This window comes from Chitinophagales bacterium (genome assembly GCA_013816805.1).
Taxonomy (GTDB): domain Bacteria; phylum Bacteroidota; class Bacteroidia; order Chitinophagales; family UBA10324; genus MGR-bin340.
Window position 1 is genome coordinate 154,665 of sequence record JACDDS010000004.1, and the last position, 24,503, is coordinate 179,167.

Consider the following 24,503-nt stretch of genomic DNA (forward strand, 5'->3'; position numbering starts at 1 on the left):
TCCTGAGAAAAACAACAGGTGCTACAATGCACCAATGAAAGAAAAATGCAGGCCAATCTTAAATACTCAAAATATATTTTCTTCAATAAATTGTGTTTCAATTTATATCCATTTAGGAATTATGAAGATAAAATTTATCAGTTTTCTAATATTATTAATTACCATAGCTCTGAATGTATAATATTATTTTTAGAGACATGAAAATCAGCTATAGGCATTCATAGCAATATCTGAATTGAATTACAAAAATTGAAAGTTTAAATTTGCGGTTAAAAATTATGAAGAAAACAAACTGGGCGGTGTTGCTTTTTTTGTGCTGTGGGTTTTTCAACATTTGCTGCATTCATCATCCTAAAGTGGAGGAACACAAAAATATTGATAGTATTTCCACTACTGCTGGTTCTTCTTCAAAGTATCCATTCTTGTATGATCTTGATCATCCTTCCCAAAAATTAAAATTACCGGATGCCTTAACAGAGATTTCCGGAATGGATGTTTATAAAGATGCAGAACTGGTTTGTAACCAGGATGAAAAAGGAAATGTGTATTTGTATGATGTTAATAAAGGAGAATTGGATAAACGCATTCCGTTTGCCAAGGACGGAGACTATGAAGGTATCGCTAATGTGAATGACACGATTTATGTTTTAAAAAGCGATGGAAAACTTTATCAGCTGATTAATTTTAATAAGCAAGACCAAAAGACGGTGGTTATAAAGACATTCCTTCAAAAAGAGAATAACACGGAAGGCCTTTGCTTTGATAAAAAAAATTACAGGCTCCTTATAGCCTGCAAAAGTGACCCGGGGGCAGGACTCAAAAATGTTCGCGCCATATATTCTTTTGATCTGAAAACAAAGCAGCTTTTACAAAAGCCGGTATTTACAATTTCCCTGGATTCCATAAAAAGATATATTGCCAAAGTTTCTCCAGCCGAATTTACCGCCGAAGAATTACGTGATATTATTGATGCAAAAAAAGGAGATGTAGCCTTCCAGCCGTCTGATCTTGCCATTCATCCCATTAGTGGTGATATTTATGTTATTGCTACAGTAGGGAAGCTAATGGTGATTTTACATCCTGATGGTACCATTGCTTTTATCAAGCAATTTTCAGCTACTGAGTTTAAGCAGCCTGAGGGAATAACATTTTTAAATGATGGAACCATGTTTATTTCTGATGAGGGCCGAAACGGGCTTGGCAACATTTTAAAATTTAATTACCAGTCAAAATGAAATACAGCAGCGGGATAAATATTTCTTTTCTTTCCAGATGTTTCGTTCGTAGTTTTTCTTCTTGTGTGTTCTTTCTTTTTTTTGCAGTCAATGCCTTTTGCCAGTATCCGGATTATACCGATTCCACTATTACCATTGCTGCCAGTGATAAATATCATGCTGAATTTTTAGGGAAAGTGTTGTTAGGAAACCATTACCGGAATATATGGTCGGCACCGGTTACACTTCACTATTTAGATATGGGCGTGGATGCAGGAGGATTAACCCCACTTAAACGGGGCGGAGGTCTTCAGACCAAATCCCTTCGGCTCATGGGCGCAGATAGCAATCAGTATGTAATACGAACCATTGACAAAGATCCATCTAAGACCGTTTCACATATTTTTCAAAACACCATTATTACCGATCTTATCCAGGATCAGATTTCTGCCTCACATCCTTACGCACCGTTAGCGGTTTCGAAACTTGCAGATTATGCTGGTATTTATCACACCAATCCCCAAATTTTATACATGCCCGATGATCCCCGTTTAGGGAAGTTCAGGAATGATTTTAAAAACAGGATGGTACTGTATGAAGTGAGGGAATTGAATTCACAGGATGTTGGTCAGGGTCCAGGAGAGCTAAAGAAAATTATCAGCACATTCGATCTGTATGATAAGATGCAGAAGAGCAGCGACAACCGTATTGATAGCCGGTTTGTGCTTCGCTCGCGGTTATTTGATATGTGGATCGGTGATTGGGACCGCCACGAGGATCAATGGCGGTGGGCCGAATTTAAGAGTGAAACGGGCAAGCTATTTCGCCCCATCCCCAGGGACAGGGACCAGGCATTTTTTACTTTCGATGGGCTGCTTCCTACATATGCAAGCCTCGATGTTGCTGCCACTCGTAAAATGCAGCGTTTCAGGCCGATGCCGGTTAGCATAAGCTGGTTTAATTATAATGCACGTTTTTTTGACAGGGCTTTCTTGCCATCTCTCAATCGTGAAGATTGGAAAGAAGTTGCTGATAGCTTAATGACAGCAATATCTGATGAAAATATTAATGATGCCTTTAAAACCTGGCCGGATACTATTTATAAATTATCTGCGCCAAGAATTATAAATGTCCTGAAAGAGCGAAGAAATAACCTTCCGGTTATGGCGGATAAATATTATGCCTTTCTGGCCCGTCAGGTAGATGTAGTTGGTTGTGATAAGGATGATTACTATGAGATAAAAAGGTCAGAGCCTAACGTTACCGATGTTTCCGTTTATCAGTATATGAACGGAGAAAAAGGGGACCTCACCTTTCACAGGATATTTAATGCGAAAGAAACAGAAGAATTAAGATTATACGGATTAGGAGGAAATGATGTATTTAACATTTCCGGCAAGGCAGATAAAACTTCTTTGCTGCGTATTATTGGGGGGAAAGGGATGGATAGTATTATTGATCACTCAACGGCTGGTGGATTTGGAAAGCGCACACGCATCTATGATTCCAGGGAGGGAAACTTTATCTCCCTAAATAACGATGCTGCAAACAAAACTTCAGATGATACCCTTTTGAATACCTACAATAGAAAGGAATTAAATTACACGTTTAATGGGTTAAATCCTGCTTTCGGTTTTAATATTGATGATGGGGTTTTTTTAGGTGTCAGTATAGCCCGGACTACTTACGGGTTCAAGAAATTTCCATACCAGAGTAAACAGATTTTTTCCGGTGGGTTAGCGTTTAGAACGGTTGCTTATAATTTTAAATACCGTGGTGATTTTACAGATGTTATCGGAAAAATGAATTTTGTAGTATCCGCTGATGTGCAGGCCCCGAATTTTCGTCAGAATTTTTTTGGTTATGGAAATGAAACTCCCCAGGATTCAGAGTTCCAGTATTATAGACTACGCATCAACCAGATTTTTTTATTTCCTTCTTTTGAGTTAGGATCAGGTAAGCTTCATTTTTTAATCGGTCCGCTGTATCAACAGGCAAAGCTCAGGCCGGATAACACTGATAAAGTAATAGATGCTCTTCCGTTTCTGCAGGAACAGGTTAACAAAAGAAGAAATTATCTGGGCTTTAATACCGAGTTGGAATTTCAAAAATTCGACCGTGATACATTACCCCATATCGGCTTCGGATTTTTTATGAATACCGGAAGCTTATTTGAGTTGAATGGAACATCGATAAATTTTGGATTCTTAAGAGGTAGTGTTGCACTCACCTATACTTTCTATAAACCCTTCCGTCTTACCATTGCTACCCGGTTTGGAGGAGGCCATAATGTGGGTGATTTCGCTTTTTATCAATCCAATAACATTGGCGGAAGAAATACGGTGAGGGGATTCCGGGGAGAGCGTTATTCCGGTCGCAGCGCATTGTATAATAACCTGGAGGCTCGGGTAAAGCTCTTTCATTTTAATGCTTATATCTTTCCTGCGGATATTGGTATTTTGGGTCTGGTTGACAATGGCAGAGTTTGGATTGACGGAGAGAGCTCGGATAAAATACACACCAGTTATGGCGGAGGCCTTTGGATAAGTCCCTTTGGATTAGCGGTGCTCACAATCACAGACTCCTTTTCTGATGAGCAGCCTAACGGATTATTGAATATAAAATTAGGTTGGTGGTTTTAAAACTGATTGGAAGTTTCTAACGATAAGTAATAAAATAATCATTTGTTTTTCCTATTAAAAACATATCTTTGCCGTCCTAAAAAAACCAAATTCAATCGATTTCATGCTTAACAATTATGAAACGGTAATTATTTTTTCTCCTCTTCTTTCCGAAGAAGATATAAAAAAAGGAATTGCCAAGTATACCAAACTCGTTGCGGATTCAGGTGCAGTTATCGTAGAGGAAAGGACGTGGGGACTGCGTCAAATGTCCTATTCTATTAAGGGCAAGAGTAATGGCATTTACTACATACTCGAATATGCGGCAACAGCTCCCTTAGTTCAGAAAATAGAAATTGAATATAAGCGCGATGAAAACATATTGCGTTTCCTCACCGTAAAGCTTGATAAGTTTGGGATAGATTACAACGATCGCAGGCGTAGAGGTTTGGTTGGTAAGGATAAGAAAAAAGAGGTTAAACAAGAAGATTCCTTAATTCCTGCAGCAGGAGAAAAAGTGGCTTAATCAATGGCAATCAAAAGCAATAAAGATATTAAATACCTTACTTCACCCAAGGTGGTGAAGAGAGCAAAGAAATATTGCCGCTTTAAGAAAAACGGCATCAAGTATATCGATTACAAGGAAACCGAATTCCTTCTCAAATTTGTAAATGACCAGGGTAAAATGCTGCCACGGCGTCTCACCGGTAACTCCTTAAAGTACCAGCGGAAAGTCTCTCAGGCTGTTAAACGTGCCCGCCATCTTGCATTAATGCCTTATGTTACTGACCTTTTAAAGTAAATAGTTATGGAAGTTATTTTGTTACAGGATGTCGATAAGCTCGGAAAAGAAAACGAGATGGTGAAAGTGCGTCCTGGTTATGCACGCAATTACCTTTTGCCTTCCAAATTGGCTGTAATTGCCGATTTGGGTCAAAAGAAAATGCTGGATGAGCGTATGAAGCAGGAAACCCGGAGAGAGGATAAGCTGCTAAAGCAGATCAGCAGCGTGGTTGACGTGCTGAAAAATACAAAGTACACGGTTGGCGCAAAAACCGGTACCAGCGGCAAGATATTCGGTAGTGTAACCACGCTTCAGCTATCTCATGCTATTAAAAAACAGTCCAACATCTCAGTAGATCGCAAAAAAATTATGCTTCCTGAAGACATAAGCATGCTTGGGGATTATAAGGCCAATATTAACCTGCATAAGGATGTAAATGTGGAAATAAATTTTGAAGTGGTGGCAGAGTAAGTCCTCTTTCTTTTTGCGAAATAGGCCACTTTAACCCTTATTATAATAAAATACTGCTAATCATAAGGTTTGGGGCCATTCCAATCTTTAGCTTCCAATGAAAACTGATCTTATTTTGGGGCAAAAAATCTTCAGAAGTATTTCATTCAGGAAAGACGCCATTTCCGAACATAGGAATGCGCAATTGTTGGTTCAGCAACGATACAGATGGATTCACATGGTTGTTGTTCACCCACCGGATGTGATGGTAAAGTCGTTGCGCATGTTTCACTGAAAAATAAGCACGGGAAAGGATGAAAATCAGAATCTTTTTCATCTTTAGTTTTTAAAATTTATACTGCAATGGTTTCTTCCTCGTACCTTGATACAGATAATATCCCATCAAGCTCCCTCAGCCGGTCCATTAACTGGTTAAGATGAAGGGTATCCTTCACAAAGATTTTAATGGTGCCTTCAAAAATTCCGTCCTTAGTATCAATTGTTATCGACTGCATATTCACTTTCAATTCTCCACTGATCACATTAGTAATTTTATACATCACTCCAACATCATCTATACCGGTGATTTTCAGTCCTGTAAGAAAAGCAAGCTGATGCTGTTTGGTCCATTTTGTCCGCACAATATCGTAGCCATACTTTGATATGGCATTGATTGCCTTTGTGCAATTCGTTCTGTGGATTTCTACCTCTTTGTTTTTATTCACATAACCAAATACATCATCCCCAGGAATAGGCTTGCAGCAACCAGCCAGGTTGTAGTCCACCGTTTCAGTTAAATCGCCAAACATGAAAAGGCTTGCATTGGAGATCAGCTTATTTTTAATGGCCAGCTCCATATTTTCATTCACAGGTTTTGATTGATCCTTCAACTCTATATTATCACCGATATGGGTAAAGTGGTCCATGTCACTGAACTTAAAATTACCGACGCCTATGCTATAAAAAAGGTCGTGTGTGGCAGAAATTTTAAAATACTCCAGCACTTTACTCAGGTTATGCGTATTAAAGGCAACTTTCTTTTCCTGGAAAATTTGCTCCAGCGCTTTTCGGCCTATTTCTATAATCCGCTTGCGCTCAATCTTGATAACATCTTTTATTTTTGATTTTGCCTTTGCAGTTACTGCATACTGCAACCAGTCTTCTGCAGGTTTTTGCTTTTTCGATGTCAGTATTTCCACCTGGTCGCCGTTATTTAGCTGGTAGCTGATTGGTACAATTTTATGGTTGACTTTAGCTCCAATACAGCGGATGCCAATATCAGAATGGATTTCAAAGGCAAAATCAAGCACCGAAGATTTAGCCGGAAGAATTTTTAATTCTCCCTTGGGAGTAAATACATAGATCTCTTCTGCAAAAAGGTTCAGCTTAAAATCATCAATAAAATCAAGCGTGTTTGTATTCGGATTTTCGAGCAGGTCACGTATTTTCCGAAGCCATTCGTCTATGGCGGTATCCGAACTTTGTTTCTCTTTATATTTGTAATGCGCCGCATATCCCTTCTCCGCAATCTCGTTCATTCGCTCCGTCCTTATTTGCACTTCAACCCAATTACCATTCGGCCCCATTACCGTGGTATGGAGCGCTTCGTAGCCATTTGCTTTGGGATTTGAAATCCAATCCCGTAACCGGTCGGGGTTTGGGCGGTATACATCTGTAACTATCGAATATACACGCCAGCAATCCGTTTTTTCATTCTCATAAGCTGACTGGATGATGATCCGAATGGCAAACTTGTCATAGACCTCATGAAAAGGAATACTTTGTTCCCGCATCTTTCGCCAGATGGAATAGACTGTTTTAAGCCGTCCATAAATTCGAAAATTAAAAGCCTGTGCATTAAGCGCAGCCTTCAGGGGCTCGATAAATTCATGGATAAAAAGATCTCTTTCCTTTTGCGATTCAGTTATTTTCTCAGAGATCTGGTTGTAGATTTTCGGTTCACTATACTTCATCGACAAATCTTCCAACTCCGATTTTATTTCAAACAATCCCAGACGGTGAGCCAAAGGCACGTATAAATATATAGTCTCAGAGGCAATTTTAATTTGCTTATCCCTGGGCATAGAACCCATGGTTCGCATGTTATGCAACCGGTCTGATAATTTGATGAGGATAACCCGCACATCTTTGGAAAGCGAAAGCATGATCTTTCGGATATTCTCGGCCTGAATGTAGCCGTGTACATCGAAAATCACCGAAATCTTGGTCAAGCCATCAATAATTCCAGCAACAGTTTTTCCAAATTCACGCTCAATATCTTCAAGAGTTACTTCGGTATCCTCTACAGTGTCATGAAGCAAAGCACATATCACTCCAATGGCACCAAGGCCAATTTCACTGGTTGCCACTTGGGCTACTGCTAACGGATGCAGGATATATGGCTCTCCTGACTTTCGCCTCATATCTTTATGTGCATCAAATGCAACTTCAAAAGCAAGACGAATCATTTTACGGTCACCTTTTTGAAGCTGCGGCTTAAGAGAATGGAGTAACCTCCGGTATTGCTGCAGAATAATTTTTTTTTCGCTTTCCTGTATGGTAGTTACGGGCTGATCCATGTGTATCAGGTAAACTTAAAAGAATTAAAGGGTTTCTTTATGAGATAAAACATGGAAAATAGGTGACGTTTAAAGATACGCATGTTGACAATTAATTGCTGCTGTATGGACAGATTTAATTTAAATCAATATTTTTGTTATAAACTTGGATAAGGTAGTTGTGAATATGAAACAGAAAATAAAAATAGTAATAGCAGATGATCATCAAATTTTCATTGAAGGAATTAAAGCCCTGATTAAAGAGAACGATCCGGTATCTATGGTAGGTGAAGCAAGGGACGGTGAAACATTAATGCAGCTTTTAAAAATTAAAAAGCCAGATGTTGTCCTGATGGATTTGAACATGCCCCGAATGAATGGCATTGAAGCTACCCGTCAGATAAAAGCTCTTTATCCCCTGGTTCGCATTATTGGGCTTACTATGCATGACGATACCTCGAATATTTCTGATATGATGAAAGCAGGGGCATCCGGCTATTTATTAAAGACTACCGGTAAACAGGAATTGATTGGCGCTATTTCACGCGTAAATAAAGGGGAGAAATATTTAAGCAATGAGGTATCAACCAAGCTGCTTGAAAGCATGTTTACAGAAGAGTCGGAAAAAGTGATGCCTGTTCAAAGCCGGAAGGTAGAATTTACAAAACGCGAAATGGATATTATTCGCCTCATTGCACAAGAACTGACCAATGTGGAAATAGCAGCAAAGTTGAATAACAGCCCTATGACTATTATTACTCATAGGAAAAATCTATTGCGGAAGCTAGGTGTAAAAAATACTGCCGGGCTGGTTAAATATGCTGTTCAGAACGGACTATTAGAATAATTTCCTTCGTCCAATTAATCTCTTTGTTGCACTTGTATTGAGCAACTTTCAAAATTAAATGTAGGTAATCAGATCTCCATCACTAGCTTTGCTTTGCCTCAGCTTAACTGCTGTAGTGTTAATAAAATAAATTTCTACAGATTGAATAATTTATTAAAAAGTTACCTATTTTTGGGTAGTTAATTAAGTAATACCGCTCAGGGTCTACTTCCATTTAGTCGGAAAGTTTTTGGTGTTTTACTTTCTGATGATTGTCCTGATACAATTCCCCCTCGGAAGCCCTTGAGCGGTTTTAAATTCTTCACCGATACAATTCCAAAAAAGGTGATCAGCTATTCGTAACACTATTCAATTAGGTTTCACTAACTTTGCGCGCCTCTTTAAAAAGTAGTTATGCGGATATGGCGTAATTGGTAGCCGCGTCAGACTTAGGATCTGATGCCGAAAGGCGTGGGGGTTCGAGTCCCTTTATCCGCACAGAAGATATTTAATGGTGGTTTTAAATCACAAGCATTAATAAATCGTCTCCATTATCATACTATAAAAAATTGTTATCCTCGTGAATATTACCGAAGAAAAGATCGGAGAAAACCATGTAAAGCTGGTTATAAATCTGGATCCTGAAGATTACATGAACAAGGTGGAGGGTGAGATTAAAATATTGCGGAAAAAATTAACGCTCGATGGATTCCGGCCGGGAAAGGTACCCGAGGGTATTGCTAAAAAACAATATGGTAATACAGTATTGGCGGAACAGTTGAATAAAATTATTCAGGACTCTGTATTCGGCTATATTGACGAAAAAAAGCTCAGGATCATGGGACAGCCTTTGCCTTTTGAAATTCGAAATCAGCAAATAGATATTTACCATCCTGACAAATACGCTTTCGGATTTGAAGTAGGTTTAATTCCGGACTTTGAGTTACCTCCAATAGATCAGAAAGAGTTTGAAAAAAAAGTGATACGAATTTCAGATGAAATGATAGATGAAGAAATACAGCGTATTCGATCCGTATACGGTGAACGCTCTTATCCTGAAACTGCAGGACCTGATGACATTTTAAATGGTGAATGGAAGGAACTGGGTGAAGATGGCGGAATAAAAGAAAACGGTATTTTATCTTCCTCCTCTTTTTCGATTACTGTTATTAAGGATGATGTAATAAAACAGGTGCTTGTTAATTTAAGAAAAGAAGAATCGACAAGCATTAATATCAGAACAGCTTTCGGTAACGATATGGAACTTATTATCCATAACATTCTGAAAATTGACCACCACCAAGCTGATCAAATGAATGACCACTTCCAATTCTTGCTTAAAAATATTATACATATAGATAAAGCTGAGATTGGCCAGGCCCTTTTTGATAAGGCATTCAAAGGCAATTCAGTCACTTCTGAAGAGCAAATGAAAGAGAAGATCAAGGAAGATTTACAAAAAGAATATGAGCGTTACTCTCTGGCTGATCTTGACCGAGGTGTTCAGGCATATTTAATCAGGGAGACAAATATGCAATTACCGGTTGGATTTATACGAAAGCTAATAAATACAACTAAAGAAGAGGGACAGGCAGATATTGATGATCATGAATTAGAGCACTATGTTCAACAGGCAAAACGGGATCTTATTCAGGAACGCATTGCCCGGGAATCAAATATAAATGTTACAGAAGAAGAATTAAAGCATCGCGCAAAACAGGATATTTCCAATTATTATAAGCAGCCATCTGATTTAGAAAATGATGGAGGTCCTCTGGACCAGCTCGCAGATTCTTTGATAAAGGATGAAAAATATGTACATAAAATCCGCCAGGAAGTCCTGAACTATAAAATATCTGATGTGTTAAAAACAAAAATCACCATTCAGGAGAAAGAAGTAGATCAGCATGATTTTTTTCACCAGTAAAAGAATATTAGGGTATGAATGACAATAATGAATTCGCGAAATATGCGGTGCATCACCGCGGTATGAGCAGTATGCATCTTGAAAAATATACTTCGCGTCAAATCTCCAATTTAACGCCATACATCATAGAAGAACGTCCAATGAACGTTGCTTCCATGGATGTTTTTTCTCGCTTAATGATGGACCGCATCATTTTTATGGGCGACCCTATTAATGATTATGTTGCGAGCGTAATACAGGCGCAGCTGCTTTTCCTGGAGTCTACCGATGCAAAGCGCGATGTGCAACTGTATATTAACAGCCCGGGCGGTTCTGTATATGCCGGCCTTGGCATCTATGACACCATGCAAATTGTGGGTCCTAATATTGCTACTATATGTACCGGTATTGCGGCTTCCATGGCAGCGGTATTACTCAGTGCGGGAACCAAAGGCAGCCGTACTGCATTAAAACATTCACGGGTAATGATCCATCAGCCAATGGGGGGCGCAGAAGGACAGGCAAGTGATATAGAAATTACGGCAAGAGAGATTGGAAAATTGAAGCGTGAGCTGTACGATATTCTCGCTTTACACACTGGCCAGCCTTATGATAGGGTTTTAAAGGATGCTGACCGGGATTACTGGATGCTTGCGGAAGAAGCAAAAGAATATGGAATGATAGATGAAGTTCTGGTTAAAAGCAAAAAGAGCATTTAGAATTTTCTCTTTAATTTAGAAGAAACCGTCAAAAGCTTTTGTAATAATCTTTTAGAAATAGCTTACAAAACAGAAATGGCTCTAAAAAAAACACCCGAAAAATGTTCGTTTTGCGGACGAAAAAAAGAAGATACGCTAATCCTGATTTCTGGGCAGGAAGCATTTATCTGTGAAAACTGCGTGGACCAGGCACTCGGCATTATAGATGAAGAGCTTGGCCACAGAAAGCATACAGGGGATTTTACATCGCATCCGCAATTTAAAACACCACAGGAAATCAAGACTTTTCTGGATCAATATGTAATAGGTCAGGATGATGCAAAAAAGGTATTGGCAGTAGCCGTCTATAATCACTATAAAAGGTTAAACCATATCGGCAAAGATGATGTGGAAATTGAAAAATCAAATATCCTTTTGGTGGGTGATACCGGTACTGGAAAAACATTACTTGCGCGTACCATTGCAAGATTTTTGAATGTCCCTTTTGCTATAGTTGATGCCACTGTTTTTACGGAAGCAGGTTATGTGGGCGAAGATGTGGAAAGTATTCTAACCCGGTTGCTTCAGGCTTGTGATTATAACGTATCGGCAGCTGAAAAAGGAATAATATACATCGATGAGATAGATAAGATTGCCCGGAAAAGTGACAACCCTTCTATCACCCGCGATGTTTCGGGAGAAGGAGTACAGCAGGGGTTGTTGAAATTACTGGAAGGAACAGATGTGCTTGTTCCGCCTCAGGGTGGAAGAAAACATCCGGAGCAGAAAATGGTAAAAGTAAATACCACACAGATTCTCTTTCTGTGCGGTGGAGCATTTGAGGGTATCGATAAAATTATTGCAAGGCGTAACAAGGCGCATGTCATCGGGTTTAAAGCAGACGATGAACGCGAAAGACTTGACCGGAGTAACTTGATGCAATACGTTACTCCGCAGGATGTAAAACAATTCGGTCTTATTCCTGAGCTCGTGGGCCGTGTTCCGGTTGTAACATACCTGGAGCCATTGAATAAAGAATCATTGAAACGTATTCTTACGGAACCTAAAAATGCCCTTGTTAAACAATACAGGAAACTGTTTGAGATGGAAGGAGTGGAGCTTTCCTTTGAACCCGAAGCACTCGACTACATCGTGGATCGCGCGATTGAATATAAATTAGGTGCGCGCGGCTTGCGTTCCATCTGCGAAGCTATCATGACTGAAATAATGTTTTCAATACCCTCACAAAAAGATTTAAAAAGGTATTGTTTAACCTTAGAGTTTGCAGAAGCAAGAATTACAAAATCAAAATTGCGGTTATTGAAGGTAGCTTAAGCTAAAAAGATACTACCCTAATTCAGAATATTCCGTTGCCTTCTATACACTTTAGATTGAACAAACCCTCCGAGGAATTTCTTGTCTGCAACCTCTTTAAATTTTATGGAATTCACAATCCTGTTATAATCCGGAAGTTCACTGGCAGCAATTCTAGCAGTGATCCTGAAAAACCGGTACATAAACCACAGTATTCCCTTCTGCAAATAATTTTGGGTCTGAAAAAAATCGGCAAAGAGCCACATCCCATTTTGCTTTAATTGCTTTGTAATAGCTTCTGCAAATTCTTCCGCGGTTTTCTGTTTCATGCAATCGATCACGAAGAAGCTGGTGACTGCATCGTACTCTGTTTTTGCAGGAATATTCCGGTGATCTCCACAGATGAAGCGGACCTGATTCCTGAAATTTATCTTTAATTTCTCTTCTGCAATTCCAACCATCTTTTCAGAAGGGTCAATAAAATCGACCATTAATTCTTCCCGCTCTGATAGCAGCTCATTTAAAATATTTCCGGTGCCGCCTCCCATGAGAAGCAGCCTTCCTTTTCTCGGAATAAAATGCAGGAAGGCACGTTTGGCATTTTTCAGATTATTTCCATAAACCAAAAAGGCAAGGGCATCATAATAGGAAGCGATATAATCAAAAGAAGAAGGCAAAAGTGTTTCGGAAAGCGAATTGCAAATTTCAGAATAAACTTAACTTAAATGAAGTGAATTCAATTTATTGATAATCACTATTTCATCATTTGCAGGGCGAGAAACGAAGAACATTATTTAATTTTTTATTCAGCTAACCATGAGCCGATATTGTTTCAGAAACTTCTAAAACTTTACAAGCTTGTATTAAAAACATTACTGTTATTCAGCAAAATGCAATGAATTCTAACGTTTAGGATAAGGTTACAAAAAAGATAGTAGAAAAAGAATTGTGACAACCCGATCTCAGCTTAGCTCTTACAGCATGGCGTATACTTATACGGTGCTAATTCAATTGCCTATTACTTATTCAATTGCAAAAATGTTGTCACACTGAGTTAATCCAAGTGTATGGCGAGCTCAAAAAATTGTTGTCTACTACATATTGCAAATTCATTATTAAAGAACTAAGTGACGGGATTTACGTCTTGTACTATTAGTAATTCTTTTTAACAATTATTTACTCTGCTTTTTCTTTTATTGGATTCACAGGAAAATTAATTGTCCCGAGAAATACATAAAAATGCAATAGCTCCTCTTTCCCTATCTTCGATTAACAAACCATTCCCATGAAAAATTTTTCCATCGTTACCTTTAGTTTTGCTGTTTGTTTGCAGGGCATCAGCGCTTAGCAGGCTGTTATCAATTATTGATCAATAAATTAAACGGGTATAAAAGAAATTGTGTGCATATGAGCAGAAAATTTTTTCTGATATGGTTACTACCGATCTATTGCTTTTTATTAAAATCTAATTTTTGCTTTGCAATTTCGGGAGATACAACTTTAAGAGTGCTGGTAGTGATTGCACATCCTGATGATGAAAGCAGCGCCTCCTGTACCATCTACAAAATTACCCATCAGCTTCACAGTGTTGTGGATTTGGCCGTGATCACTAATGGTGAAGCCGGATATAAATATTCTACGCTTGCCGAAGATTATTATGGACTTAAGCTTACAGATCCAGAGGTAGGCAGGGAATATCTTCCCCGCATACGCAAAGAAGAGCTGATGAATGCAGGAAAAATTATCGGCATTAATAATTACTTTTTCTTCGACCAGAAAGATGATAAATATGGCTTGAATCCAAAATCACCTTTGGATACTTTCTGGAATACATCATGGGTAAAGCAACACCTGCATGATATAATAATCACAGCCAGGTACGATTATATTTTCTGCCTTCTTCCTGAAAGTGGTACACACGGTGGCCATAAAGCAGCCACCATTTTGACACTTCAAGCAGTGAAAGAATTGCCGGTTAGTCAAAGACCCATCATCCTTGGTATCAGCGGACGATCTAAAGGAGATACCGCCCTTATGAAATACAGCGACTTCGACGAGCTGCAGGAATATCCTATTACAAAAATAAACCACAGTGCACCTGTTTTCTCTTTTGACCGAACGCAAAAATTCGGATATAAAGACGCTCTTGATTATCGCATTATTTATAATTGGGAAATTGCCGAACACAAATCACAGGGCACCATGCAAACCTTCATGAACAAAGGAGATTATGAAGATTTTTATTATTTCGATTTAAATGCCAGCGGAGGCATTCAAAAAACAAAGATGCTCTTTGAAAGGTTAAAGGTTAATCCCTATCCCACTAAAGTTTATTGATGGCGGAGAAACAAAAAGAGAACCTGATCCGGGGTTTAGGGCTTATGCAGGCTACTGCAATTAATATGATCGATATGGTGGGTATCGGGCCGTTCGTCACCATTCCATTTATTATTGGAGCTATGAATGGCCCGCAATGCATCATCGCCTGGCTGCTCGGCGCCTTTCTTGCCTTCATGGATGGCTCTGTCTGGAGCGAGATTGGAGCCGCCATGCCGATGGCTGGTGGCAGCTATAATTTTTTAAAAAAAATTTATGGTGAAAAAAAGTGGGGGCTGTTACTGTCATTTCTCTATATCTGGCAAACTATAATTCAGGCACCTCTTGTAATTGCCTCAGGCGCTATTGGATTTGCCCAATATTTTCAATACCTGGTCCCCTTAAACGATATTCAGCAAAAAATTATTTCCGGCTCGCTGGTAATCATTCTTTATTTTTTATTAAACAGGAATATTATTTCGGTGGGAAAACTTTCGGTTTTTCTTTGGGTAGGTGTTATTTTAACCATTGTATTTTTAATTGTCGCGGGACTTACACATTTCAATGCATCGCTTGCCTTTGATTATCCTGAAGGGGCTTTTAATTTGAACTCACTTTTCTTTTTGGGTTTGGGAAGTGCATCTGTCAAAACCGTTTACTCCTATCTCGGCTACTATAATGTCTGCCACCTTGGGGGAGAAATAAAAAACCCGGAAAAAAATATACCGCGCAGCATCTTCATCTCCATTGCAGGAATTGCCGTTTTGTATATTCTTATGCAATTGTGCGTGCTTGGTGTAATTCCATGGCCACAGGCAAGAGATTCAAAATTTATAGTGAGTCTATATTTTGAGACTCTTTTCGGAAGAACTGCTGCTGTAATTGCAACGATAATGATTCTATGGATCGCATTGGCGTCTTTATTTGCAGTGATGCTCGGTTATTCAAGAGTACCGTATGCCGCTGCAGTGGATGGAAATTTTTTTAAAATATTTGCTCACGTTCATCCTAAGAAAAAAATACCACATATTTCCCTTATGATGCTTGCCGGCATTGCGTTTATATTCAGCTTGCTTTTTCGTTTAAAAGAGATCATCACTGCGATTATAGTAATGAGAATCCTGGTGCAATTCATTGGCCAGTCTGCAGGTGTAATATATTTGCGGTTCAAAAAAGACCGGATATATTTACCATATAAGATGTGGCTTTTTCCGATACCTGCCATTTTAGGAATAACTATCTGGCTTTTTATTTTCCTTTCTTCAGGTTGGGAATATATTTTAGGCGCAATAGGTATAATTTTTTTAGGTATTGTTGTTTTTCTTTTCAGAGCCCGAATAAATCAATCATGGCCTTTCCTGGTTGCAACACTGAATAATATTTAAGAACTGAATTTTAAATCTTTGGTGGCAACCTTTTCGTAGATTTCTCCTTATTTATGAATTCCCAAAGAATTGGTGCTCTTTCGCTGTTACTTGTTTTATTTACCTCGCTTTTAGCACAGTCACATCCGGTTGCCTATGATTTTGCCAATATGTCGAGAACGGATGTGGGTCTTGCATATTTGCTGCTTGGTTTTCAGCACATCATTCCTTATGGGACCGATCACATTTTATTCGTGACAAGCATTTACCTCCTTAATCCAAAACTTAACAAGGTAATCTGGCAGGCTACAGCTTTTACCGTAGCCCATTCCATTACATTGGGTCTTGCTATGTATGGTGTAATAAAGCCTCCTTCAGAAATTATAGAGCCGGTGATTGCCTTATCTATTGTGCTGGTTGCTGTAGAGAACATTATTACCCAGCAGCTTCATCCCTGGCGAATTCTTATCATTTTCATGTTCGGGCTGGTTCATGGAATGGGATTCGCGAGTGTTTTACTCGGCCTTGGGCTTCCACAGCATGAATTTGTAACAGGTTTAGTCGCTTTTAATCTGGGAGTAGAATTTGGTCAGGTAACAGTAATATTAACCGCATTCTTTTTGTTTGGAAAATGGTTTGGCAGCAAGGAATGGTACCGCCACAGGATTGTTATCCCACTATCTGTAATTATTGCACTCATTGCATTGTATTGGACGGTTGAGCGTGTAGCAGGAACGCTCGGTTATACCTGATAGCGTTAATTGTTGTTACTGATTTCCTTGAGCTTTTATTATTCCGGTAACCAATCAATATAATGTATACCTATACATTAAATTAGCAGTTGTTCGCTTTCATTCCTCATCTCTATTCTCATTTCATGAAAAATATATTTACGGTTCTTATTACATGCATTTTAACTGTTTCCGGAAAAGCGTATCCACAATTTCAATTTATTGCTCCACAGCCCGGATCCCTCTATCACAATCCGGAAAGGACCATTGTTATACGTGATGGAAGGCCCATAGTTGAATCATCACTTCATTGTAAAAATCTGTTTACTATTAGAGGATCATCGAGTGGCAACCACGAATTTGAAACAGTATTGGCGAACGATAAGAAAACAATTATTCTGAAACCAAAAGTTTCTTTTGCTTTTGGGGAAAAAGTGACTGTTACAATTAGTCCGGGAATACAAACAACCGATGGCAGAAAGGCAGACGGCTACCTGTTTGACTTCAGCATCCATCCTGAATATACAGCAAAGCAGCAGAAGGAAATTTCTGACGCAAGGTGTAAGTCTATGGCCGAGGAGCGACCTTGTAATTTTTTATCTGCCGATATTCCGGACAATAAAATAATGCCGGACCTCACCATCTTGACGAATACCAATCCCGCGCCGGGAGATGTATTTTTTGACAACTATAGCGGAATCGATGCCAAGACCGGGAAAAACTGGATCATTAGAAGTAATGGAGATTCTGTTTTTGAAAAGGAAAATCACAGTGCCGTAAATGATTTTAACCTCAATCACAACGGATACATTACCATGTTCAATTATTATGATGGAGGATTTGATGTAATGGATTCTTCATACCACCGGATTGGCACATACCATGCGGCTAATGGTTACCAAACGGATGAACATGATTTTCAGATTTTTAAAAATGGTACTATGTTCCTGATAGCAGACGATTATCAGTATGTAGATTTATCTGTTTACGATTCGAGCTACAGCTCTAATGCTTTAGTGAAACAAAATATTGTTCAGGAGCTGGATCTGGATAGTAATGTAATTTTTGAATGGAGAAGTCTTGATCATATTGAAGTACCTGAAGCGTTGCACATTAACTTATCTTCCTTTTTTTTATTTGTAGACTATGTTCACGCAAATGCTATCGAAAAGGCTGCGGACGGCAATATTTTACTTTCATGCCGGCACCTTGACCAGGTGAATAAAATTGATGTAACCACTGGGCAATTTATTTGGCGATTAGGTGGTGTAAAAAATGAGTTTAGTTTCATTAATGATTCTGATCAGTTTAATTATCAGCATGATATACGGGAGCTTCCCAATGGTCACCTTACCTTATTTGATAATGGCAATTATCACATTCCGCATATTTCTTACGCTAAAGAATACGAACTGGATACTGAAAAAATGGAAGCAACTTTGGTTTGGAACTATCAGCATCCTAAAATAGACACCAACTTTGTAGCAAGTTCTTTTATGGGAAGTGTACAGCGATTATCAAATGGTAATACGTTTATCAATTGGGGAGGAATTATATATGGCGAAAATTTGCCTAACATAACGGAGGTAGATACAGGTAAAAATATTGTGTGGGAAATGAGGTTTACAGATCCCTATTATGAGCTAATTTACCGGGCTCACCGCTATGAATGGGATCCCTGTGCACGACCATCCGTCAAATTACTGAGAACGACAGATATCACTTCCACTTCTGCTAAGCTAAATTGGAGCTTCGCGACCGGTGCTAAAAAATATACAATACAATATCGTATTGCGGGAAAAATGGATTGGCAGAAAACAAATGCCATGGGATCACTTACCTATAAAACACTGAAAAACCTTCTGCCGGCTACTAACTATGAATGGCAGGTGGCTTCCGTATGCGATATTGGCGGCAATACAAAATCCGGCTTCAGCCTCTTAAAAAAATTTACTACCTCTTCGGAAAAGGATTTTATAAATGCTCATGCAGCGTCTGGGATCAGCATTTTCCCTAATCCCGCTACGAGTCAATTATATGTACGTTTCAATTTAACCTTTCCTACATCTGTTCAGGTCCGATTTTTCAATATTCTGGGTGAAGAAAAATTATTGTTAAAGCAAAGCATAGAATCGGACCAGCAATTGATTCCTATTTCCATTCAGCAATTGCCTTCAGGAATCTATTTTGTTGAATGTATAGCAGGTTCCGAAAAAATTGTGCAACAAATAGAAGTACAATAATTTTTATTTGTGCTGAATTCCGATCTTCCAAGTCATTGCTTCTATCTCTGAAATAATTTACCTGCCAATGAGTTTATTTAAACACATTAATTTTGCGGAGAAAGAAGTGGTTTTGAAAAATAAATTTTCAATAGGTGATAAGGTCTTTCTGATACATTCGAAAGAAGAAGCCACGATAACAAAATTAGAGGGCTCTTCGATGCTGTATGTGCAGGTGGATGGTATGGAAATTCCTGTCTTTTACGATGATATTTCCAGGGATATACCCCTGGAAAGTAAAGATTTAAAAGTTCCTGTACAGGCCACCGTAAAAAATTCTGACAACCGAGTCCTTCTCAATAAAAAGAATAGCGGTGTATTTATCTGTTTCTTTCCTCTTAAAGAAAACATTGGTGATCTCAGGGCATTCGATATTTATTTATTGAATGATACAGAGCATGCCTTATCATTTTCGTATAATTTTTTTTTAGGTGGAAATCTTCATTTCACTCTTTCCAAAATTGCATTACCAAATCAGCCTGTTCTTATGCATCAAATAGAATATGATCTGCTGAACGACATGCCATTTATAGATCTGACTTTCAGGGATGTCATGAATAAGTTTATAAATGGCGTTGTCAGGCAAAAGATAAAACCCCAGAATTTTTTTAATAAATTAAATAAAGCTCCTCTGTTGGAGGGTGAGATGTATTTGTATAAAGCTGCAATATCTCAGATCGAGAGAAAGAAAGAGATCATAAAAAAAGAGGAGGTAGAGGATATTTTTTTTGATCCTGAAATTTTAAAACAATTGATGAGTACTTCTGCTGAAAGCAAGGACCATGAAATTTCCCCTGCGGTGAGTGAGGTGGATCTGCATATCGAGGAACTTGTGCATGACCATGCTCTAATGCCAAACTCTGATAAGATTCAGGTTCAGCTTCGCACCTTCGAACAGACACTGGAACGTGCCATCGCAAACCATGCAAACAAGCTTTATATTATACATGGTGTGGGAAGTGGCAAATTAAAAAATGAAATTCATAGGTTGTTAAAAACTTACAGGGAAGTAAAATCTTTTAACAATGATTATCATCCTAAGTATGGCTACGGCGCCACCGAAATTTTTTTAAGATAATCCGGTATCCAGTTATTCTTCTCCAATTTATAACTCTGTAAGATTTGGGGATTATTACATATTCTGTAATACTACTTGTGCTACTGTTGTAACTTTAGACTTGGTTTAATTTAATGTTCATTGAAAAAAGGCTGCAGGTGAGGCATTCGTTCCGAATTAATTTCGGGAAGGAAAGTCCGGACAGCACAGAGCGCCGCACCACCTAACGGGTGGCTGTTTTAATCGAAACACGAGACAGTGCCACAGAGAATAACTTCCCTGATGCAAACCAGGGTAAAGGTGCAAACGTGAAGTAAGAGCTCACGCTTCAACGTGGTAACATTTTGAAGGGGTAAACCTTGCGGGCTGTAAGGTCAAATATGTTCTGAATTCTTTCTTTAGGGAAAGAGGTTTAGTTGCTCGCTGAACGTATTGAAAGATACCATCAGGATGGGTAGACCGCTACATCTCTGCGGCGACGCAGAGAGCAGATAAATGAATGCCATCCAATGCAAATTGGAGACAGAATCCGGCTTATGATCCTGCAGCTTTTTTTAAAGATTTTATTCGATATGAATTATTGCTTTAATCGTACTACCCGAAGAGGTATGGCCAGTAAATATCTTTTGCTGGATCAACTTTCATAAAAAGAAACACCAAAATCCGGAATATTAAACATCAACCCTTATTTTTCAATAATAAGCTTTTTACCGGCGACTAATTTTTCATTCACTATCAGGTCACAGATGTATATGCCACCATTCCATTGTAACACATCTATTGTTGCTTCATGTTTGTTTGGTACAAGCTTAAGCTCTTTCACCAGTCTTCCGGCAAGATCAACTACTTGCAGCAATGCCGCTTTTGTATTTGGGGGAACATTATATAATACGGTTGCATGATCACTTGCAGGATTGGGGTAAATTATTAATTCGCTTCTTAAATCGGTTACCTCGATAATGGCTGTTGCTATGGTATCACAGCCTGGCTGCAGGCAGCCATTGCTGTCGAGCTTTACCAGCCAGATATCCTGGGTAGGGAATTTCATAGAATCGATTGCAAATCCGCAAGTGACATAACCTTTATCGAATGTTTGCTGAACATCTGTAAAATAATCAGGAAGAGGAGCACCGTCGCGGGTTTCCCGGTAATAGTATTCATGCTGCCAAACCAATCGACCATCATTGGTTATTTTGGCAATCAAACCATGAGCTGCAGCTGTTACCTCATCGCCCTGGAAACCAACAGCAATTACACTGCCGTCCTGATATTGCCTTTGGTAAAAAATTCCGTTTTCAATTGGATCGTTAAAAACTTGCTGCCAAAGTATATTAAAGTTGGTATCTAATTTGCCAATATAGCGCGGATATGGATAATCACCATATTCTATAGTGGTATCCAGACAACCATACATCAGTATCTCATTATTCAATGCGGGTGAAAATGCTGCACCGCCACACCGGTACGCGCCCTTATCAAATAATTTTTCCTTTATTTCATTCCCATTCTTATCCGTGCGAACTAACCATGCTCCAAAGTCATATAAAATCAAGTTTCTGTCACCACCGAAAATATATCCCGAGTCTGTTAATTGAATCACTGAAAAGAAGATATCCTCGTTAGTCGTACCGTAAACATGCTGCCATTCAAGGATACCGAGGCTATCCGTTTTAACAACATATCCACTTCCATTAGGACCTTCCCCATAATTTAATGTTTGACCCACTAAAACAAATCCATGATCGCTTGTTTCAATGCAGCCATAAAAAGCATCAAAAGCGGTATCACCATAGGTGTGCATAAATTCAGTATCTCCAACGGCATTAAATTTTACTAATAATCCATCCGATTTAAAATTTTCAACCGGCTCGATTGAGCCTCCAAAAGCGTATCCCCCGTCATGGGTTTTGACCATGCAACCACTCAATCCCGTGTAATACTGGTAACCAGGTTTTTTATATTTTTTTTGTAAAACCAAATTTCCATAATTATCAAACTTTTGAAACAGCAAGGTTATTTCATAAGTCCGGGTATCTAATGAAGTTCCTAGTACCACGTAAGAACTGTCGCCGTCTATAAGTATAGTATAGGGTACTTCCGCACCATGGTGAAAATCATACACCTTATTGAAATATAAGGTTTGATTTTGGGCGCTGGCTACATGAGCCAGCACCCAAAAGATTAGTGTCCACCTCATATTATTTCAGAATTACAACCTTTTGATTAAATATTTGACTACCGTTTATAGTACCTACTACCAGATAAATACCATTGGGTATAAGAGCTGCTTTATTGTCAATTTCATTTACTCCATTTAAAACTTTTGCACTATAGACTAACTCACCGAATAAATTAAATAAGCTGCATGAGGTGTAATCGTTATCGGTTATTCCACTTACCTCAAGAACGAGAAAGCGCAAAACAATTAAAACTAGCTTCCATCTAAATATATTAAAAAAAAGCTCCCTGATAAATTCAATTCCCCTTTGCACTGAAACGGGTTGCCCAACCCAAATGTAAGTTGTTGTTGTCATTCTCGTCATACCCCGCACCGATAAATACTCCAATTTGATCTGCTTGTAAATTATAGTACCAACCCTTACGATGATCTCCGAATTAGCAATTAAATTTTATACAGTAATAAACAAAAAATTGGTTTTAACAAAAAATAACTTATAAAATATTTTAGGAAAGAAAAATTCATCTCAATTACTTAGTAGCCCGTTTTTTATTATCTTTTCTACAATATCCAATATCTGTTTTTCCTTTTCAACTGCTTTTGATTTCAACATTTCTGCTTCTGCTAAAAAAGCAGTTTTTAATGTTTCGTCTTTTAATGAACCTGCATTTATGCAAACATTCAGGTAAGCACCTAACGCTGCGCTGCGGGCGCATAATGCGCCCACACCTGCATCCGAAATGGAATTTTGATTGCCGGTTAATGCCATTGCTTCTATAATATCCATGGAATTGAGGGTTAATCTCATTACTGTCAGGGGAACTTCTATGGCATTTTGGGTTGCGGTTTGTATTGCAGCACTTCTTAACTTTTTTTCTTCTTCCGAATTTTTCGGCATTGAAAAGCTTTCCATAATGCGGTTGAAAGCATTGGTATCCTCGTCCACCAGCCGCAGCAATTCATCTTTTATCTTTTGCCCTTTCTCTGCCAAATCCGAAAATTCTTTCCAACGATCATCCCAGCCTTTTTTGTGAGAAGAAAGATTTGCAACCATAGTTGCCAGCGATATTCCCAGCGCACCGATGTAAGCAGCAATAGAACCACCACCGGGCGCAGGGGATTCGCTTGCCGTTTCATTCACAAACTCACGCAGGCTCATCTTCACTAGCTTATTTTGCTGATCGTTCCGCAACAGGTATTCAATAATTTTTTTCTGCGGATCGAAGGGAGCAAGGTCATCCAGTCCCAGTGACTTTATTGCAATATGGATCAGCTCTTCTTGGGAAACACCAATGCTTCTCTCTTGCTTTTCTAAAAAATACTTTCCGGCATCCAGCATCGCTTTTAAAGGAATTAAACCTACAAGCTCAGAACCGGTTACGCGCATACCGCGGGAAGCGGCACTTTTTACGCATTCCTCAAATGCAACATGAAGCGGGGTAATGTTAATATTGGTAAGGTTAATGCTGACCTGGGCAATACCGTATTCTTTTATAAACCAGCCTATAGCTTTTACTGCTTTCAGCGAGCCCGGCTTTACAATATCTTCTCCCTTTTCATTTTTTATTTTTCTGCCGGCTTCCCTAATATCAAAAGCAACAGCATTTGCTCTTCGCACCGAGGTAGTATTCAGGTTTATATTGTAAGCCACGAGGAAATCCCTTGCCCCAATTACAGTTGCCCCGGATAGTAAATTAAATTCATCAGGGCCAAAATCCGGTTTCCATTCAGGCTGCTTTATTTTCTTGGAAAATCCTTCGTATTCACCTGCACGGATAACAGAAAGATTCTTCCGGTCAGGATTTGACTGTGAAGCTTCATACAGATAAACTGGAATATTCAATTCATTACCGACACGTTCACCTAATTGTTTAGCATAAGCAGCTGTTTCTTCCATGGAAATATTAGCGATAGGAATAAGCGGGCATACATCGGTAGCTCCCATTCGCGGATGTTCCCCATGGTGCCTGGACATATCAATCAATTCAGATGCTTTTTTTATAGCGAGAAAAGCAGCTTCAACAACAGCCTCAGGACCTCCCACAAAGGTGACTACCGTTCTGTTAGTTGCCTTACCCGGATCGACATCCAGCAAACGAACCCCTTCCATGTTTTCAATCTGATCGGTAATCTGTTTAATAATACCTATATCATTGCCTTCGCTGAAATTAGGCACACATTCAATGAGCATATCTTTCATGTA

At 38.9% G+C, this 24,503-nt stretch carries 20 protein-coding genes, 1 tRNA gene and 1 other RNA gene; 16 read left to right on the forward strand and 6 right to left on the reverse strand.

Translation table 11 applies throughout. From position 1 onward, the window contains the following. Positions 1-278: 278 nt before the first annotated feature. The 5 genes from H0W62_04600 to rplI all read left to right on the forward strand — a co-directional run bounded on the left by H0W62_04600 (position 279) and on the right by rplI (position 5,090). Positions 279-1,235 (forward strand): hypothetical protein, encoded by a 957-nt coding sequence (locus H0W62_04600; protein ID MBA3647822.1) that lies wholly within the window; start codon positions 279-281, stop codon positions 1,233-1,235. Beyond that, the gene (locus H0W62_04605; protein MBA3647823.1) at positions 1,232-3,856 is read left to right on the forward strand and encodes a hypothetical protein; all 2,625 of its coding nucleotides are present in this window, start codon (positions 1,232-1,234) and stop codon (positions 3,854-3,856) included. The genes H0W62_04600 and H0W62_04605 overlap by 4 nt, the downstream gene beginning before the upstream one ends. Positions 3,857-3,959: 103 nt before the next feature. Then, on the forward strand, positions 3,960-4,361 hold the full coding sequence (gene rpsF, locus H0W62_04610; GenBank protein MBA3647824.1) for a 30S ribosomal protein S6: 402 nt from the start codon (positions 3,960-3,962) through the stop codon (positions 4,359-4,361). A 3-nt stretch (positions 4,362-4,364) separates the two neighbouring features. Beyond that, positions 4,365-4,637 carry a 30S ribosomal protein S18 gene (locus H0W62_04615; protein ID MBA3647825.1) on the forward strand — a complete coding sequence of 91 codons (273 nt, stop codon included), beginning with the start codon at positions 4,365-4,367 and terminating at the stop codon, positions 4,635-4,637. A 6-nt stretch (positions 4,638-4,643) separates the two neighbouring features. Beyond that, complete coding sequence (gene rplI, locus H0W62_04620; GenBank protein MBA3647826.1) at positions 4,644-5,090, forward strand: 50S ribosomal protein L9; 447 nt, start codon at positions 4,644-4,646, stop codon at positions 5,088-5,090. A 142-nt stretch (positions 5,091-5,232) separates the two neighbouring features. Here rplI and H0W62_04625 read toward each other — a convergent pair whose 3' ends face one another. After that, positions 5,233-5,406 (reverse strand): hypothetical protein, encoded by a 174-nt coding sequence (locus tag H0W62_04625; GenBank protein ID MBA3647827.1) that lies wholly within the window; start codon positions 5,404-5,406, stop codon positions 5,233-5,235. A 16-nt stretch (positions 5,407-5,422) separates the two neighbouring features. Then, positions 5,423-7,648, reverse strand: a complete 2,226-nt coding sequence (locus H0W62_04630) for a bifunctional (p)ppGpp synthetase/guanosine-3',5'-bis(diphosphate) 3'-pyrophosphohydrolase (GenBank protein MBA3647828.1) — start codon at positions 7,646-7,648, stop codon at positions 5,423-5,425. Between the two features lie 166 nt (positions 7,649-7,814). Here H0W62_04630 and H0W62_04635 point away from each other — a divergent pair, with 166 nt between their 5' ends. The 5 genes from H0W62_04635 (at position 7,815) to clpX (ending at position 12,392) form a co-directional block, all read left to right on the forward strand. Beyond that, on the forward strand, positions 7,815-8,474 hold the full coding sequence (locus H0W62_04635) for a response regulator transcription factor (GenBank protein MBA3647829.1): 660 nt from the start codon (positions 7,815-7,817) through the stop codon (positions 8,472-8,474). 395 nt (positions 8,475-8,869) lie between these two features. Beyond that, positions 8,870-8,951: transfer RNA gene (locus H0W62_04640), tRNA-Leu, on the forward strand. Between the two features lie 82 nt (positions 8,952-9,033). Further along, positions 9,034-10,380 (forward strand): hypothetical protein, encoded by a 1,347-nt coding sequence (locus H0W62_04645; GenBank protein ID MBA3647830.1) that lies wholly within the window; start codon positions 9,034-9,036, stop codon positions 10,378-10,380. A 14-nt stretch (positions 10,381-10,394) separates the two neighbouring features. Then, the gene (clpP, locus tag H0W62_04650; GenBank protein MBA3647831.1) at positions 10,395-11,078 is read left to right on the forward strand and encodes an ATP-dependent Clp endopeptidase proteolytic subunit ClpP; all 684 of its coding nucleotides are present in this window, start codon (positions 10,395-10,397) and stop codon (positions 11,076-11,078) included. Between the two features lie 75 nt (positions 11,079-11,153). Beyond that, positions 11,154-12,392 carry an ATP-dependent Clp protease ATP-binding subunit ClpX gene (gene clpX, locus H0W62_04655; protein MBA3647832.1) on the forward strand — a complete coding sequence of 413 codons (1,239 nt, stop codon included), beginning with the start codon at positions 11,154-11,156 and terminating at the stop codon, positions 12,390-12,392. 17 nt (positions 12,393-12,409) lie between these two features. On the opposite strand, the gene H0W62_04660 is transcribed toward clpX, so the two are convergent. Further along, on the reverse strand, positions 12,410-13,048 hold the full coding sequence (locus H0W62_04660; GenBank protein ID MBA3647833.1) for a class I SAM-dependent methyltransferase: 639 nt from the start codon (positions 13,046-13,048) through the stop codon (positions 12,410-12,412). 730 nt (positions 13,049-13,778) lie between these two features. Between H0W62_04660 and H0W62_04665 the strand changes: the two genes are divergently transcribed. From H0W62_04665 to rnpB, 6 genes are all read left to right on the forward strand, one after another. Further along, positions 13,779-14,708, forward strand: a complete 930-nt coding sequence (locus H0W62_04665) for a PIG-L family deacetylase (protein ID MBA3647834.1) — start codon at positions 13,779-13,781, stop codon at positions 14,706-14,708. Between the two features lie 44 nt (positions 14,709-14,752). Then, positions 14,753-16,072: an amino acid permease gene (locus H0W62_04670; protein MBA3647835.1), complete on the forward strand. Its 1,320-nt coding sequence runs from the start codon at positions 14,753-14,755 to the stop codon at positions 16,070-16,072. Between the two features lie 53 nt (positions 16,073-16,125). Next, entirely contained in the window at positions 16,126-16,803 is a 678-nt protein-coding gene (locus H0W62_04675) for a HupE/UreJ family protein (GenBank protein ID MBA3647836.1), read from the forward strand. A 125-nt stretch (positions 16,804-16,928) separates the two neighbouring features. Continuing rightward, positions 16,929-19,025: an aryl-sulfate sulfotransferase gene (locus H0W62_04680; GenBank protein ID MBA3647837.1), complete on the forward strand. Its 2,097-nt coding sequence runs from the start codon at positions 16,929-16,931 to the stop codon at positions 19,023-19,025. A gap of 67 nt (positions 19,026-19,092) precedes the next feature. Next, positions 19,093-20,142 (forward strand): DUF2027 domain-containing protein, encoded by a 1,050-nt coding sequence (locus H0W62_04685; GenBank protein MBA3647838.1) that lies wholly within the window; start codon positions 19,093-19,095, stop codon positions 20,140-20,142. 130 nt (positions 20,143-20,272) lie between these two features. Further along, positions 20,273-20,674: RNase P RNA component class A (gene rnpB, locus H0W62_04690), an RNA gene on the forward strand. 132 nt (positions 20,675-20,806) lie between these two features. Here rnpB and H0W62_04695 read toward each other — a convergent pair. From H0W62_04695 to ftcD, 3 genes are all read right to left on the reverse strand, one after another. Then, entirely contained in the window at positions 20,807-22,318 is a 1,512-nt protein-coding gene (locus H0W62_04695) for a T9SS type A sorting domain-containing protein (protein MBA3647839.1), read from the reverse strand. Between the two features lies 1 nt (position 22,319). Beyond that, complete coding sequence (locus H0W62_04700; protein ID MBA3647840.1) at positions 22,320-22,541, reverse strand: hypothetical protein; 222 nt, start codon at positions 22,539-22,541, stop codon at positions 22,320-22,322. A 285-nt stretch (positions 22,542-22,826) separates the two neighbouring features. Continuing rightward, positions 22,827-24,500: a glutamate formimidoyltransferase gene (gene ftcD, locus H0W62_04705; protein ID MBA3647841.1), complete on the reverse strand. Its 1,674-nt coding sequence runs from the start codon at positions 24,498-24,500 to the stop codon at positions 22,827-22,829. Between the last annotated feature and the right edge of the window lie 3 nt (positions 24,501-24,503).